This window comes from Cellulomonas sp. P4_B5_2, assembly GCF_056402235.1.
Map to the genome: position 1 here is coordinate 1 of NZ_JBFUHU010000158.1, position 14,379 is coordinate 14,379.

The window sequence follows — 14,379 nt, forward strand, 5'->3', positions numbered from 1 at the left end:
CCGGTGCTGTCCGCGCTGCTGCGGCGGTGCCTGACGCGCGTGGTCCCACGCGTTCACCCTGGCACGGCGTGATCGTGGGCGACATGACGGTCGGATGACGGCGACCGGCGCAGGCTCGGCGTTCCATCTGGGCCGCCGAGGACGTACTCCGCCTGAGCTGAGGCTCTCGACCGCGAAGATTCCGGGGTGCCCTGTCGACCGGTACCCCAGCGTGAAGTACGACAGAACAGCCAACGTGAGACGAGGATCGGGGAGGCCGCGAGCAGTCCGTCGTGAGGCGAGGGTGCGCCGCTGATCGGGAACGCGTGGTTGTGAACTCACGTCCAGTCGGATGCGGTCGCGACAACTGTCGGATGCACCGTGGAAGGCAATTGCGCTGGTGCAGATGGTTAGTTAGTAACTAACATGGCGCTATGGCATCGCAGTCCGCTTCGACCGCATCCTCGCGCGCGGCCGAGACCCGTCGGTCGCTCCAGGCGCACGCCCTGCGCCTGTTCGAGGAGCAGGGTTATGAACGGACGACCGTCGCGGAGATCGCAGCAGCGGCGGGCGTGTCCCACATGACGTTCTTCCGGAACTTTCCGACGAAGGAGGACGTGGTCCTGGACGACCCGTACGACCCCCTCCTGGCAGAGGCGGTCAGCTCGCAGCCGCGGGACCTTCCAGCGCTCGAGCGCGTCCGGCTCGGCCTACTCAGCACGCTGGCCGACCTGAGGTCCGAGGAGTTCGACGCGCGGTCGCGGCAGCGGCTTCGTCTGGCGACCGGCGTCCCGTCCCTGCGCGCACGGATCTGGGAGAACATGGCGAAGACGCAAGACGCAATCGTCGCGGTTCTCGTCGCGCAGGACGTCGAGCCGGTCGTCGCGGAGGCGTCGGTCGGGGCCGTGCTCGGCGCGATGACGTCGGGTCTGCTGCACTGGGGAGCCTCCGAGCCGTCGGCTGATGGCGCGCGGCTGGCCGATGCGCTCGCGACGGCCCTCCACGTCCTGGCACCGCGGCCATGACGTCGCTGCGCGCCACGGGCCTCGTGCGACGGTTCGGCCGTCTGACGGCGGTCGACGGCGTCGACCTGGAGGTTCGCGCCGGTGAGGTGCATGCCCTCGTCGGGATGAACGGCTCGGGCAAGACGACGTTGCTGCGCATGCTCGTCGGCGTCCTGCGCCCCGATGCCGGGGAGATCACTCTGAGCGCCGGGTCTGCGGCAACCGGTGCGGTGATCGGGCACCTCATCGACCTGCCCGCCGCCTACTCCGAGCTCACCGTGGAGCAGAACCTCCGCGCCGCGGCCCTCCTTCGGGCCGTGCCCCGCGCCGTCGTGCGACAAGCCGTGGCCGAGGCTGCGGACGTGGTGGGGATCTCCGGGCTGATGACTCGGCGAGCAGGCGGACTGTCGCTGGGTAACCGACAGCGCCTCGGTCTGGCGACAGCGATCGTGCATCGCCCGCGGCTGCTCGTGCTCGATGAGCCGACCAACGCCCTGGACCCTGCAGGCGTGCTGGCCGTGCGACGGCTCCTCCTCGAGCGTGCACGGACGCACAAGTGCGCGGTGCTCGTGTCCAGCCATCACCTCGACGAGCTCGCCCGCATCGCCGACCGCATCACGGTGCTCCACCGCGGCCGGGTGATCGGCTCCCTCGATCCGCACGCACCGGACCTGGAGGTGCTGCTGTTCGCGATGGCGGCCCGAGCCGACGGCATCGACGACGAGACACTGCTGGCGCCGCTGCCTGCTCCGCACGATGAGGACCGCGCATGAGCGCCGCATGGACGGTCGAGATGCTCAAGATGTCCCGGTCGCCGGTGACCCGCACCGCGTTCGCCGCGATGGCAGCGGTGGCGGCACTCTTCTCGGTCGGCGCAGCCATCCTCACCGAGCAGGGAACCGCGGACGGCTCCCTCGCCGGGGCGAAGATCGCCACGATGATCGACGGCGTCGGGTGGACGGCGGTGAGCGGTGCGTTCGGCCAGGTGGTGGCCGTGCTCTGGCTGCTGGGCACCGGCGTGGTCGCCGCATGGACCTGCGGCCGGGAGTACTCCGACCGGACGCTCGGCCAGCTGCTGGCCCTGCCGACGCCGCCGTCGCGGATCGCGGCCGCCAAGCTCGGATCGGTGATGCTCGTCTCGTCGGGCACCGCCGCTGCGGCGGCCCTGGTGGCGCTCGCCGGAGGTATGGCCGTGGGAATGGGCGTCCCGGACGCCCACGATCTGCAGGCACTCGGGGCCGGCGTGCTCGCCGGCGTCGCGAGCGCCTGGCTGGCGCTGCCCTTCGCGTGGGTGGCAACCGTAGGACGGGGATACCTGCCGGCGGTGGGCGCACTGCTGGGCGTGATCATGGTCAGCCAGGTCGTCGTCCTGTTGGGCGGCGGGGCATGGTTCCCCTGGGCGGTGCCCTCACTGCTGGTGGGCGCCGGGGGCGACCAGGCGGCCACCGAGGTGAGCGCGATCGGAGTCCTGCTAGTTCTGGGGGTCGGCGTCGTGGCCTGCATGGCCACCGTCAAGACGTGGTCACGGCTGCAGCTGGTGTGACTTCGACTGACGGGCGAAGACGCGCTGCCCCCCCGCAGGTTCTGAGCGGTGCGGCGTGCTGGGCTCAGGACTCGCGTGGCTGATAGGCGTCCGGAATCCCGTCGTGATCGTCGTCGGCGAGCTCGGCCGCCTGGAGGCGTCGATACGTGCCGTTTCGGCTCGCGAGCACGACCGCGGCAAGCAGGGCCGCAGTAAGGGATCCGACGAGGATCGCGACCTTGACGTGGTCGTCCTGCTCGCTGCCCGCGCCGAAGGCCAGGTCGCCGATGAGTAGCGACACGGTGAAGCCGATCCCACCGAGGATCGCCAGGCCGAGCACGTCGATCCACGTCAGGTCGGAATCGAGGTCAGCGCGGGTGAACCGAGCGACCAGCCAGGTCGCGGCGAGGATCCCGAGCGGTTTGCCCAGCACGAGCCCGAGGACGATCCCTATGGCGATCGGGTCCGCGGCGGCCGCCCGCGCACCGTCGAGCCCGCCCAAGGTCACCCCGGCGGCCATGAGGGCGAAGACGGGCACCGCGACGCCGGACGACAGCGGGCGGAACCGGTGCTCGAAGTGCTCAGCCAACCCGGGCCCGGCACCCGGTCCGCCGGCACGGTCGCTCCGCACCACGGGTACGACGAAGGCGAGCAGCACCCCGGCGACCGTGGCGTGGACCCCCGAGGCGTGCACCAGCGTCCAGGTGGCGGCGGCCAGCGGGAGCAGGAGCCACCATGACCTGACTCGGCGCTGCACCAGAACCGCGAAGAGGGCGAGCGGCACGAAGGCCCCCAGCAGCGGCGCGATCGCGAGCTGCTCGGTGTAGAAGATGGCGATGATGACGATCGCGAGCAGGTCATCGACCACGGCGAGCGTGAGCAGGAATGTGCGCAGCGCCGCCGGCAGGTGCCGTCCGATCACGGCAAGCACGGCGAGCGCGAACGCGATGTCCGTCGCGGTCGGGATCGCCCAGCCCTCGAGTGCGCCGTCCGTCGCGCTTGCGTTCACCACGGTGTAGAGCACCGCGGGGACAATCACGCCACCGACCGCTGCCGCGATCGGCACTGCGGCGCGACGGGGGTCACGCAGATCCCCCGCGACGAACTCCCTCTTCAGCTCGAGCCCGGCGACGAAGAAGAAGATCGCCAACAACCCGTCCGAGGCCCACGCTTCCACCGTGAGATCGAGGTGCAGTGCAGCAGGCCCGAACGTGAACGCCTGAAGTGCCTCGTAGGCATCGACCCACGGCGAGTTGGCCCAGACCAACGCCACAACGGCGGCCACCAGCAGGAGGGCTCCCCCGACGGTCTCCTTGCGCAGGATCTGGCCGATCCGCTGCGCCTCAGGCCACGTTCCCCGAGACAGTAGTCGGGCGGAGCGATCGGGAGTGGGCACGAAGTCAACCTTTGTCTGGAGTCGTCAAGGACGTTGCCGACCAGACTTCCCGGCGCACCTCGGCAAGCGTACTGGGCGATCTCCGCCGAGGACGCCGCGCGCCCGTTGGTTCACGGCGCCCAGGTGCCCGCCAGTCGCACCGCGCTGTCGGAGGTGAGCCCGACGATGGTGACGTTCTTGCCCTTCGCCGCGTACTGGGCGGTGATGGCGTCCTGGATGGCGACGCGTGGCGACCTCGCGGCGACCACACCGCCGATGACCCCGGGTGCCGGGTTGCGTCACAGCTCGGCTGCGACGAACGTCCTGACGGCTCGGGCGACCTCATCGCGGGCGGGCCCGATCCAGAACAGGTGGCTCGGCGAGTCGAGCTCGACGAGCGTCGCGGTCGGGATCGTCCGTGCGAGGTCCTCAGCATGCCTGAATGCGACCCCGGCATCGCCCCGGGACGCCGTCACCAGAGTCGGGCAAGAGACCCTGGCCTGAAACAGTCGGCGATAGGCAGATCGCCCGTCGCGCCCCTGGCGCAGGTCGTTCACGAATCCTGATCCGGAGCTCATCGAGCCGAACAGCTCGCGTGCACTGTCCCGATCCGCGGTTGACCAGGAGGACCACCAGTCTTCGGGGGGCCTCATCGACAGCGTCCCCACCATGCGTCGCAATCCGCCCTCCGAGCCGACCAGCCGCGCGATTGCCGCCCAGACAAGCCGTTGCGTGCCGGGTGCAAACGCGATCGGCCCCATCAGCGCCTCGCGACGGGTGTCGGGGTATGCATGGGTAGAGGGCGCGCAGGAGTGCAGGAACAGGCGTGGGACCAGGTCTGGTTGGGCCACGGCAACCTGTATGGCTTGCAGGCCACCGAAGGAGACTCCGACGGCTCCCGAGGTCTCGTCGACCGTCAACCGCTCGCAGCAGTCCGTCACGGCCGGCACGAACTCCTGCGCAGTGAGTCTGCCGACGTCGGTCAGCCCGTACCCGGGTCGCGAGAAGGACAGCACCCCGTAGCCGAGCGAGGCGTACACGCTCCAGCCGCAGTCGACTGCGGCCGAACAGTGCCCGCCGGGGAAGAAGAGCACCGGCGGCCTGTCACCGGGCACGTGCATGACCTCCACCGGACCGAGCCGGGTCTCGACCACTCTGGTCGCGCGCACCCGGAGACCCTACGCGGAACTCATCTCGGGATGTCAGCCTCCGTCGGAGGCGCCCGCACCCGCGGGACCTTCTGCCCTATCCCGCCGATCTTGCCCGGCGAAGGCTGCGCGAGGGTGCCCCGCGAGCTAGCCAGCGGACTCACCCACGAGTTGGCATCTCGATACCCCCCGGGGTATCGTCGACCCATGAACACGACCGAACCTCGCAGGATCGTCATCGTCGGCGGCGTCGCCGGCGGCATGAGCGCCGCCGCTCGCGCCCGGCGCCTGGATGAGCGAGCCCAGATCGTCGTGCTGGAGCAGTCGGACTACGTCTCGTTCGCCAACTGCGGGCTGCCGTACCACCTGTCCGGCGAGATCGAGCGACGGGACGATCTCCTGCTGCACACTCCGGAATCGCTGGGTGCCGCCCTCGCGCTCGACGTGCGGACCGGTCACCGCGTGACCGCGATCGACCGGGCCGCGCGGACGGTCTCGGTCGCGGCCGGCGCGGACAGCTACGACCTCGCGTACGACGCCCTGCTGCTCTCCCCCGGCGCGGTCGCCGTCCGCCCCCCGATCGACGGCCTGGACCACCCGGCCGTGCACGCGTTGCGGACCATCCCCGACCTCGACGCCGTCGAGGAGCACGTCCGCAGGCTCGTCGGCGAGCGGACCGAGCGCCCGCGGGCGGTCGTCGTGGGCGCCGGATTCATCGGCCTGGAGGCGGTCGAGGCCCTGGTCGCCCGCGGCCTCGAGGTCGACGTGGTCGAGCTGGCCGACCACGTCCTGCCGCCCCTGGACGCCGAGCTGGCACCGCTGCTGGCCGACGAGCTGAGGGCACACGACGTCGGTCTCTACCTCGGCGTCTCGGCACGGGCCCTCAACCCCGGTTCGGACACCGCGCTGAGCGTCGTCCTGTCCGACGGCACGGAGCTCAGCGCCGACCTGGTGCTGGTCAACGTGGGCGTGCGTCCCGCGAGCGGGCTGGCACGTGACGCCGGTCTCGCGCTGGGGCGCCACGGTGCCATCCGCGTCGACGAGGACCAGCGGACCTCCGACCCGCACATCTGGGCGGTCGGCGACGCGGTCGAGGTGGTGCACGCCGTCACAGGGACGGTCGGCCCCGTGCCGCTGGCCGGCCCCGCCAACCGCCAGGGACGGCGAGCCGCCGACTCGATGCTGGGTCGGCGCACGACCCCGCAGGCAGCCGTCCTGGGCACCGCGATCGTGCGCGTGTTCGGGCTCACCGCGGCAGTCACCGGCGCGAGCCAGCTGACGCTCACCCGTGCCGGCATCGCGCACGAGGTGGTCCGCATCCACCCCGGACACCACGCCGGCTACTTCCCCGGCGCCGAACAGATCCACCTCGTGGCGTCCTTCGCCCCCGACGGGCGACTGCTCGGCGCCCAGGCCGTCGGGCGCGACGGCGTCGACAAGCGCATCGACGTGCTGGCCACCGCGCTGCGCGCCGAGATGACCGCGGACGACCTTGCCGAGCTGGAGCTGGCCTACGCGCCGCCCTACGGGTCGGCGAAGGACCCCGTGAACATGCTCGGGTTCGTCGCCCAGAACGTCCTCGACGGCACCACGCCGCAGTGGCACGCGAGCGAGCTCGACGACGTCCTGGCCGACACCCTCGTCCTGGACGTCCGCTCACAGGCCGAGTTCGACCGCGGACACCTCAAGGGCGCGCTGCACATCCCGCACACCGAGCTGCGCGGCCGCCTCGACGAGGTCCGCACCGCTGCCGCGGGTCGCCGGGTCAGCGTGCACTGCGCCTCGGGCGTCCGCTCGCACATCGCCACCCGCGTCCTGCTCGCCGCTGGACTCGACGCCCGAAACCTGTCCGGCGGCTGGCTCACTCTCACGGCCGTCCGCCCCGATCTCGTCCCCTGACCCTCAGAAGGAGAAGTCCTATGTCTCTCAGCAGCAGCCTGCGCCGACTGTTCGGCCGCACCGAAGGCGACGACGACACCCTGCGGCCCACGATCGGCGCCGCCCGGGCGCTCGAGCTCGTCCGGGACGGGGCAGCCCTGCTCGACGTGCGCGAGCGGTCCGAGTGGAACAGCGGCCATGCGCCGCAGGCCGTGCACGTACCTCTCGGCGAGATCGACAACGCCCCCCGACGCCTGAAGCAGGACACGCCCGTCGTGGTGATGTGCGCCTCAGGCATGCGCTCGCGCAGCGCCGCCAAGCACCTGCGCAAGCTCGGCTTCGACGCCACGAGCCTGTCCGGCGGGATCGGCGCCTGGCAGTCCGCCGGCGGTCCCGTCCGCCGCTGACCCACCCCGACGAAGGAGAACCCCCATGTGCTCGCCCGCCCGTTGTTCCGCCTGCGGCAAGGTCACCTGGTCCGGCTGCGGCATGCACGTCGACGCCGTCATGGCCGACGTCCCCCGCGCCCAGCAGTGCACCTGCCGCTGACCACCCACGACTCCTGAAGGAGTGCCGTTGTCCACCCTCACCCTGACCGGCGCCGCTTTCGCGGACACGATCCACGAGAACGACATCGTCCTGGTCGACTTCTGGGCCGCCTGGTGCGGCCCGTGCCGGATGTTCGCCCCCATCTTCGAGAACGCGTCGGCGCAGCATCCCGACGTGGTCTTCGCGAAGGTGGACACCGAGGCAGAGCGCGAGCTCGCCGGCCAGGCCGGGATCACGTCGATCCCGACCMTCATGGCGTTCCGCGAGGGCATCCTGCTCTACTCCGAGCCCGGCGCCCTGCCCGCCGCGGCGCTCGAGGAGATCATCGGCGCGATCAAGGCCCTCGACATGGACGCCGTCCGTCGAGAGATCGCCGAGCACCGGGACGGATCGGTGACCCAGCCATGAGCTACGCCCTCAGCACGACCACCGAGCGTCCGTTCGCTGACGCGCTCACGGCTGTCCGCGAGGCACTCGCGGCGCAGGGCTTCGGTGTGCTCACCGAGATCGACCTGGCCGCCACCCTCAAGGCCAAGCTCGACGTCGACATCGCGCCCCAGATCATCCTCGGCGCCTGCAACCCGGTGCTCGCGAACGAGGCTCTGGGAACCGAACCCCAGATCGGCCTGCTCTTGCCCTGCAACGTCGTCGTCCGTGCTGGCGACAACGGTCGGACGGTCGTCGAGGCCGTCGACCCCGACGTGCTCGTCCAGCTCAGCGGCAACGACGCCCTCCAGCGGGTCGCGCGAGACGCCGGCACACGCCTCCGGGCAGCCCTCGCCGCCGTCTCCACGTCATGACGTCGACCACCATCGGCCCAGTACCTCCCGGGGTATCCTGGCTCGCCCGCGACGAAGGAGGTCCCGCCATGGAGCTGGACAAGGACGAGATGTCCAAGGTGTCCAACCGGCTCAAGCGCGCCCAGGGCCAGCTCGCCGCCGTCGTCCGCATGCTCGACGAGGGTCGCGACTGCGAGGACATCGTCATGCAGCTGTCCGCGGTCTCTCGCGCCCTGGACCGCGCAGGCTTCGCGATCATCGCTTCGGGCATGCGTCAGTGCCTGACCCCGACGGAGCCGGACGGCCAGACCGGCACGCTCGACGTGCAGAAGCTCGAAAAGCTGTTTCTGTCCCTCGCCTGACCCGCCACGACGGGGCCGCACCTCTTGTCATGGTGCAGCCGACGAGCCGGACCCYGGCGCCCTGGGCGGAAGCGATGAGCTCGRTCAGGCTCGGGACCTGGTGGTCCTTCATCACCTTCTTCATCAGCATCGTGCCGCCGCCCAGCATGTTCAGTGTGGACAGCTTCAGGCTCTCCGCGCCCGACGGCATCATGGCGCCGAACATACGGTCCATCCGCGAGCGGGTGCGGGCGGGTGGGTTCTCGCGCCGGAGGGCGTTGAGCCCCCAGAACGTGAAGAACATGGAGACCTCGTCGCCCATCGCGACGGCACCGTTGGCCAGGATGAACGCTGCGAGGACCTTGTCCAGCTCGCCGGAGAACACGACGAAGGACTTCTTGTCCTTCAGCCTCGACGCCGGACCGCTCAGGGCCGCACCCGTGGTCGCGGTGGGCGCGCCCTTGCGGATCCGGGCCGCGTACCCAGGTCCCTCGGGGACCAGGGAGAGGATCTCGTGGCCGTTGCGGGCCGCCCACGCGGGGCCGTCGAGCCGGAAGCCGGCGTCGGAGACGTGCGCGACGATCTCGTCCCCAGGGGCCAGTGCGAGGACCGCGTCCTGCAGCTTCATGATCGGACCGGGGCACGCCAGCCCGGTGCAGTCCAGGTCCACGAGCACGCCCGTCGACGTTGCCGGCGCCGAGGAGGGCGCTGGGCTGGCCGAGGCGTAGGAGATGACCGGCGTCGGGGCGTCGAGGTCGCTGGGAGCGACGTCGTGGTACGCCCGGAAGGTGGTCAGTCCCCCGGAGAGGGTCGACACGTCGGTGAACCCCCGCTGGACCAGGGCCCGGTAGGCCAGGTAGCTGCGGAACCCGACCGCGCAGTACAGCCGGAGGGGGGTGCTGCGGTCCCAGTCCGCCTGCGCCAGGCGCAGGGTCTCCAGCGGGACGTTGTCCGCCCCGGGCAGGTGCCACAGCGCGAACTCCTCCGGGCCGCGCACGTCGATGATCCGTGCGCCGTCGGTCGCCTGGGGGTAGTCGCCCGCATGCCACAGCGTCAGGTCGCCGCGCAGCGTGTTCGAGGCGACGAACCCGATCATGTTGACCGGGTCCTTGGCCGAGCCGAACGGCGGGGCGTAGGACAGCTCGAGGGTCTCCAGGTCGTACACCGTGATCCCTGCGCGCAGGGCGGTAGCCAGCACGTCCAGGCGCTTGTCGACGCCGTCGAACCCGGCGATCTGGGCGCCCAGGATCCGTCCGGTGCCGGGGGCGAACAGGACCTTGACGTGCATCATCGCCGTGCCCGGGTAGTAGCCGGCGTGCCCGTGCGGGTGGGTCTGCACCGCGTCGAACGCGATCCCGGCCGCGACGAGCTGCTTCTCCGAGGCGCCGGTGCCGCCGGCGACCATGTCGAAGACCTTGACGATCGAGGTGCCCTGGGTCGACTCGTAGACGGTCTCCCGACCGCACACGTTCTCCGCCGCGACGCGTCCCTGGCGGTTGGCCGGGCCGGCCAGCGGGATCAGCCAGGTGCCCGGCAGCACGGTGTGCTCGACCTCGACCGCGTCCCCGGCGGCGTAGATGTCCGGGTCGGACGTGCGCATGTGCCGGTCGACCGTGATGCCGCCGCGCGGGCCGATCTCCAGGCCCGCCGCGACCGCCAGGGCGGTGCTCGGGCGCACCCCCGCGGCCATGATGACCAGGTCGGTGTCGATGACCGTGGTGTTCTTCAGCTCGACCCGCACGCGGCCGTCGGGCCGCTCGGTGAAGGCCGCAGCGGCGGTGCCGAGGTGCAGGGCGACGTCGTGCGCCCGCAGGTAGTTCTCCACGGTCGTGGTCAGCTCGCGGTCGAGCGCAGGCATGATCTGGTCGGCCATCTCGACAACCTCGACGGCCACACCGCGCTCGTGCAGGTTCTCGGCCATCTCCAGACCGATGTAGCCCGCCCCGATCACGACCGCGTGCCGCACACCCGCCGTGCCGCCCGCGCCGTCGACCGCCGCCTTGATGACGTCCATGTCGCCGATCCGCCGCAGCACGTGGATCGCCGGCAGGTCGATCCCGGGCAGCGCCGGCCGCACGGGATCGGCACCCGGGGTCAGGATCAGCTTGTCGTAGGGCTCGTCGTACTCGGCGCCGGAGTCGACGTCGCGGACGCGGACCACGTGCGCGGTGCGGTCGATGCCGACGGCCTCGACGCCGATGCGCACGTCGATGTCCAGCTGGTCGCGCAGGCTCGTCGGCGTTTGGACCAGCAGCCGACTGCGTTCAGTGATCACCTCACCAATGTGGTAGGGCAGCCCGCAGTTGGCGAACGACACGTGGTGCCCGCGCTCGAGCACCACGATCTCGGCGAACTCGTCGAGACGCCGTGCGCGCGCGGCTGCGGACATCCCGGCGGCAACTCCGCCGACGACGACGATCTTCATGGAGGACGTCCGTTCCGTGAGGTGGTGGACGTCACGCTAGGACGCGCCTCGACCGGTCAGCAGGGTCGAAAGGCCTGTACCCCAGGGGGTATCCAGGTATACCCGCCCCGGTATTGAGACACCCGGGGCGCATGTCCCGATGCAGGGCCAAACGTCGCATACCGCAGGGGGTATAACGTCGATCGTGCCGGCCGCGGATCCCCCACAGTGCACTGGTACGGCTCAGGCGGCCAGAAAGGCGCGACCGGACGTGACGCACCCGCAGGACAGCTCGCCCGACCGCGACCCCGGCATTGCGCACGGCGACCTGTGGACGGCGCGGCTCTTGGTGAGCGCGCAGTTTGTCCTGCTCGGACTGATCGTGCTGCTGCCCGGACGGACCGACTGGGCCGTCCGCCCGTGGCTGGTGGTCGCATGTGGCGCCGGGCTCCTGACAGGTCTGGTCCTGATGACCGTCGGTGCGACTGCGCTCGGTCGCGGGCTGACGGCAGTGCCGCTGCCCAACCGCCACGCACAGCTGCGCACCGGGGGTCTGTACGGCCGGATGCGGCACCCGATCTACACGGGGTTGCTGCTCGCCGCAGCCTCGGTCGCGGCAGCTTCGGGCAGCATCTGGCGACTCATCGCCTTCGGGCTGCTCGTCGTCCTGCTGACGGTCAAGGCGAGATGGGAGGAGGCGCGCCTGACACGGCGCTTTCCGGGTTACTCCGAGTACGCCGCACGGACGCCGCGCTTCGTCCCCCGCCTCCGTCGGCCGTGACAGTGGAATCGGACGCGTCACCCTCCTGGGCAGCTCGGGCCGAGCAGTGCCTTGAGGCGGCCCGACTGCGCCGCCGAGCGCTCGACGCGCAGCCCGTCAGGCAGCCGCATGACGGTCATTCTCCGGGGACCGGGGAGTTGGGGGCCTGGTGCACACCGCGTGGCGCCGACAACGTCGCGGACCAGGACTTGGCCACCCGGTGACCATCGACGTCGACTCGGTCAAGCTCACAYGCGACTGACGGGGCTAGCTCGGACCGTCGCCCGAGCTACGCAACTTCTCAGCGCGTTCTGAGCGCTGGGACCGGGTGGTCGCCGTCGAGCACAAGCGGCCGTCCCAGTTCAGCCGTGTACGTGGCGAGGTGTTTCCCGAGATGCTTCCCGCAGGGCCAAAAAGAGAAGGTCAGGGGCTTCCTAGGATGACCCTAGAAGCCCCTGACCTGCGCTTTCACTGTCGGGCTGACAGGATTTGAACCTGCGACCCCTTGACCCCCAGTCARGTGCGCTACCAAGCTGCGCCACAGCCCGTCGGCTCCCGCAGAAGCCTCGGAAACTCTACCCCACGGGCGACGTGGTCCGGTCACCCGCGATCACGTCGAGCTCCGCGGCGACCACCGCGAGGATCACCAGGTCGATCGCGAGGCCGATGGTGGCGTCCCACGGCGAGAGCCGGAACAGGAAGATCTGCGTCACCAGCAGGGCGACGAGCGCGGCGCGGCGGAACCAGCGGTAGCCGGCCTCGCGGTCGCGCCGGACCCGCACCAGGCCGACGACGGCGAACGCGGTCGACGCGAGCCCGCTGAGCAGGAGGCCGACGACCAGCCACACCGGCTCGTCGTCCGAGGCGGACCAGCCGTAGATCCCGCGCGCGAGCGTCACGAACGAGGTCGCCACGAGGACAGCGACGGTCACCCACGGCACCCAGCGCGCGCGCACGAGCCAGCGGGATGCGGCGACGATCCACTGCGACAGGGCGCCGATCGGGTCGGGGACCTCGACGGCGTCGTGCTCCACCGCGTCGAGGAGCGCGCGCACCTCGTCGGCACCGGGAACGTCGCCCGCTCGGGCCAGGTACCAGCGCGCCCGGGTCCGCTCGCGGGTGCTGAAGCCACCCGCCAGCCCGGCGACGGCCTGGTCGGCGGCGGCCGCGAGGAACTCGGCCGGGTCGCGGGGGTGGCGGCGCTGCAGCACGTCGGCGAACAGGCCCAGGGCGATGACGACCAGGTAGATGAGCGCCGCCGTCGGCTCCCAGAAGTAGTCGTAGTCGGAGGTCACGAACTTGCCGACCTCGTCGATGAACAGCCCGAAGCCGATGCCGGAGAGCAGGACCGCGAACCGTCGCACGACCGGGCCGATGAACGTCATGAGCACGACGAACGCCAAGGCCATGAGCAGACCGCCCCACAGCACGTGGGAGATGTGCACTCCCCCGCCGCCCAGCTGCGGGAAGCCGGTGAGGCTCAGCAGCAGGCRGGTCACGATGACCGTGGCCAGCGTGATCACCAGGAAGCCGGTGATGTGGCTGCTCGACGCCGGGTCGCGCGGCAGCCCGAGCCTCAGCAGAGGCCGTCGCCGCTGCACCGGCCCGTCGGGCGTCACCGCTTGCGCTTCTCCCGGACACGCACCGAGATCGAGATGGGCGTGCCCTCGAAGCCGAAGGTCTCGCGCAGGCGGCGCTCGATGTACCGGCGGTAGCCGGGGTCGAGGAAGCCGGTCGCGAAGATGACGAAGCGGGGCGGCCGGGTGGACGCCTGGGTCGCGAAGAGGATGCGGGGCTGCTTTCCGCCGCGCAGCGGGTGCGGGTGGGCCGCGACGAGCTCGCCCAGGAACGCGTTGAGGCGCCCGGTCGAGATGCGCATGTCCCACGACTCGAGAGCACGCTCGAGCGCCGGCACCATGCGGTCCGTGTGCCAGCCGGTCTTCGCGGAGATGTTCACGCGCGGCGCCCACTGCACCTGCACGAGGTCCTGCTCGATCTCGCGCTCGAGGAACGGGCGGCGGTCCTCGTCCATGAGGTCCCACTTGTTGTACGCGATGACGAGCGCGCGGCCGGCCTCGATGACCTGCGTGATCACGCGCGTGTCCTGCTCGGTGAGCTTGACGGACGCGTCGACCAGGACGACGGCCACCTCGGCCTTCTCGATCGCGGCCTGCGTCCGCAGGGAGGCGTAGAAGTCGGCGCCGGACGTCTGGTGCACGCGGCGCCGGATCCCGGCGGTGTCGACGAACACCCAGGGCTTGCCCTTGAGCGCGACGAGCTCGTCGACCGGGTCGCGGGTGGTGCCGGCGACGGAGTCGACGACGACGCGCTCGGCGCCGAGCACCTTGTTCAGCAGCRAGGACTTGCCCACGTTGGGGCGGCCGACCAGCGCGACGCGGCGGGGCCCGTCGGGGATCGGGGTGCCGTGCGCGGAGACCTCGGGGAGCGCGTCGATCGCGGCGTCGAGCAGGTCGCCGGTGCCACGGCCGTGCAGCGCGGAGACGGGGAACGGCTCGCCCAGCCCGAGCGACCAGAGGTTGGCGGCATCGGCCTCACCGGCGGGTCCGTCGACCTTGTTGGCGCAGAGCACCACCGGCTTGCCGGCCTTGCGGAGCAGCTTCACCACCTGGGTGTCGGTCT

The 14,379-nt window shown here is 71.0% G+C and carries 15 protein-coding genes and 1 tRNA gene; 9 read left to right on the forward strand and 7 right to left on the reverse strand.

Going from position 1 to position 14,379, the window contains the following annotated elements; translation table 11 throughout:
• The first annotated feature begins 413 nt into the window (after nt 1–413).
• From AC1DUQ_RS12510 to AC1DUQ_RS12520, 3 genes are read left to right on the forward strand one after another with little or no spacing between them, the layout of a single operon-like run.
• Entirely contained in the window at nt 414–1,004 is a 591-nt protein-coding gene (locus tag AC1DUQ_RS12510; RefSeq protein ID WP_477062114.1) for a TetR/AcrR family transcriptional regulator, read from the forward strand.
• Nucleotides 1,001–1,756, forward strand: coding sequence for an ABC transporter ATP-binding protein (locus AC1DUQ_RS12515; protein ID WP_477062115.1), 756 nt, complete (start codon nt 1,001–1,003; stop codon nt 1,754–1,756). The genes AC1DUQ_RS12510 and AC1DUQ_RS12515 overlap by 4 nt, the downstream gene beginning before the upstream one ends.
• Nucleotides 1,753–2,526, forward strand: a complete 774-nt coding sequence (locus AC1DUQ_RS12520; RefSeq protein ID WP_477062116.1) for an ABC transporter permease — start codon at nt 1,753–1,755, stop codon at nt 2,524–2,526. The genes AC1DUQ_RS12515 and AC1DUQ_RS12520 overlap by 4 nt, the downstream gene beginning before the upstream one ends.
• 64 nt (nt 2,527–2,590) lie before the next feature.
• On the opposite strand, the gene nhaA is transcribed toward AC1DUQ_RS12520, so the two are convergent.
• The 3 genes from nhaA to AC1DUQ_RS12535 form a co-directional block, all read right to left on the reverse strand.
• A complete protein-coding gene (nhaA, locus tag AC1DUQ_RS12525; protein ID WP_477062117.1) occupies nt 2,591–3,901 on the reverse strand; it encodes a Na+/H+ antiporter NhaA in 1,311 nt (436 codons plus the stop codon).
• A 110-nt stretch (nt 3,902–4,011) separates the two neighbouring features.
• Complete coding sequence (locus AC1DUQ_RS12530; RefSeq protein ID WP_477062118.1) at nt 4,012–4,149, reverse strand: hypothetical protein; 138 nt, start codon at nt 4,147–4,149, stop codon at nt 4,012–4,014.
• A gap of 30 nt (nt 4,150–4,179) precedes the next feature.
• Entirely contained in the window at nt 4,180–5,049 is an 870-nt protein-coding gene (locus tag AC1DUQ_RS12535; RefSeq protein WP_477062119.1) for an alpha/beta fold hydrolase, read from the reverse strand.
• Between the two features lie 186 nt (nt 5,050–5,235).
• Between AC1DUQ_RS12535 and AC1DUQ_RS12540 the strand changes: the two genes are divergently transcribed.
• The 5 genes from AC1DUQ_RS12540 (at nt 5,236) to AC1DUQ_RS12560 (ending at nt 8,596) form a co-directional block, all read left to right on the forward strand.
• Nucleotides 5,236–6,927, forward strand: coding sequence for an FAD-dependent oxidoreductase (locus tag AC1DUQ_RS12540; protein WP_477073886.1), 1,692 nt, complete (start codon nt 5,236–5,238; stop codon nt 6,925–6,927).
• Nucleotides 6,928–6,947: 20 nt separating this feature from the next.
• Entirely contained in the window at nt 6,948–7,313 is a 366-nt protein-coding gene (locus AC1DUQ_RS12545; RefSeq protein WP_477062121.1) for a rhodanese-like domain-containing protein, read from the forward strand.
• A 169-nt stretch (nt 7,314–7,482) separates the two neighbouring features.
• On the forward strand, nt 7,483–7,863 hold the full coding sequence (trxA, locus tag AC1DUQ_RS12550; protein WP_477073887.1) for a thioredoxin: 381 nt from the start codon (nt 7,483–7,485) through the stop codon (nt 7,861–7,863).
• Complete coding sequence (locus AC1DUQ_RS12555; RefSeq protein WP_477062123.1) at nt 7,860–8,255, forward strand: DUF302 domain-containing protein; 396 nt, start codon at nt 7,860–7,862, stop codon at nt 8,253–8,255. Before trxA ends, AC1DUQ_RS12555 begins: the two co-directional genes overlap by 4 nt.
• Nucleotides 8,256–8,323: 68 nt before the next feature.
• A complete protein-coding gene (locus tag AC1DUQ_RS12560) occupies nt 8,324–8,596 on the forward strand; it encodes a metal-sensitive transcriptional regulator (protein ID WP_477062124.1) in 273 nt (90 codons plus the stop codon).
• Here the strand turns inward: AC1DUQ_RS12560 and AC1DUQ_RS12565 are convergent.
• A complete protein-coding gene (locus tag AC1DUQ_RS12565; RefSeq protein ID WP_477073888.1) occupies nt 8,490–11,000 on the reverse strand; it encodes an FAD-dependent oxidoreductase in 2,511 nt (836 codons plus the stop codon). The genes AC1DUQ_RS12560 and AC1DUQ_RS12565 overlap by 107 nt on opposite strands.
• Before the next feature lie 250 nt (nt 11,001–11,250).
• Here AC1DUQ_RS12565 and AC1DUQ_RS12570 point away from each other — a divergent pair, with 250 nt between their 5' ends.
• Nucleotides 11,251–11,760 (forward strand): methyltransferase family protein, encoded by a 510-nt coding sequence (locus tag AC1DUQ_RS12570; RefSeq protein ID WP_477073889.1) that lies wholly within the window; start codon nt 11,251–11,253, stop codon nt 11,758–11,760.
• Nucleotides 11,761–12,213: 453 nt separating this feature from the next.
• Here AC1DUQ_RS12570 and AC1DUQ_RS12575 read toward each other — a convergent pair.
• From AC1DUQ_RS12575 to der, 3 genes are all read right to left on the reverse strand, one after another.
• A tRNA-Pro gene (locus AC1DUQ_RS12575) sits at nt 12,214–12,287 on the reverse strand.
• A 27-nt stretch (nt 12,288–12,314) separates the two neighbouring features.
• The gene (locus AC1DUQ_RS12580; RefSeq protein ID WP_477073890.1) at nt 12,315–13,358 is read right to left on the reverse strand and encodes a hypothetical protein; all 1,044 of its coding nucleotides are present in this window, start codon (nt 13,356–13,358) and stop codon (nt 12,315–12,317) included.
• The coding region (der, locus tag AC1DUQ_RS12585; RefSeq protein ID WP_477073891.1) for a ribosome biogenesis GTPase Der at nt 13,355–14,379 on the reverse strand (1,025 nt) is incomplete at its 5' end. The genes der and AC1DUQ_RS12580, both read right to left, overlap by 4 nt.

Coding starts and splice junctions, on each gene's coding strand:
- AC1DUQ_RS12545 (WP_477062121.1), top strand. CDS start 6,948: ATGTCTCTCAGCAGCAGCCTGCGCCGACTGTTCGGCCGCACCGAAGGC.
- AC1DUQ_RS12510 (WP_477062114.1), top strand. CDS start 414: ATGGCATCGCAGTCCGCTTCGACCGCATCCTCGCGCGCGGCCGAGACC.
- AC1DUQ_RS12520 (WP_477062116.1), top strand. CDS start 1,753: ATGAGCGCCGCATGGACGGTCGAGATGCTCAAGATGTCCCGGTCGCCG.
- AC1DUQ_RS12515 (WP_477062115.1), top strand. CDS start 1,001: ATGACGTCGCTGCGCGCCACGGGCCTCGTGCGACGGTTCGGCCGTCTG.
- AC1DUQ_RS12560 (WP_477062124.1), top strand. CDS start 8,324: ATGGAGCTGGACAAGGACGAGATGTCCAAGGTGTCCAACCGGCTCAAG.
- AC1DUQ_RS12555 (WP_477062123.1), top strand. CDS start 7,860: ATGAGCTACGCCCTCAGCACGACCACCGAGCGTCCGTTCGCTGACGCG.
- AC1DUQ_RS12540 (WP_477073886.1), top strand. CDS start 5,236: ATGAACACGACCGAACCTCGCAGGATCGTCATCGTCGGCGGCGTCGCC.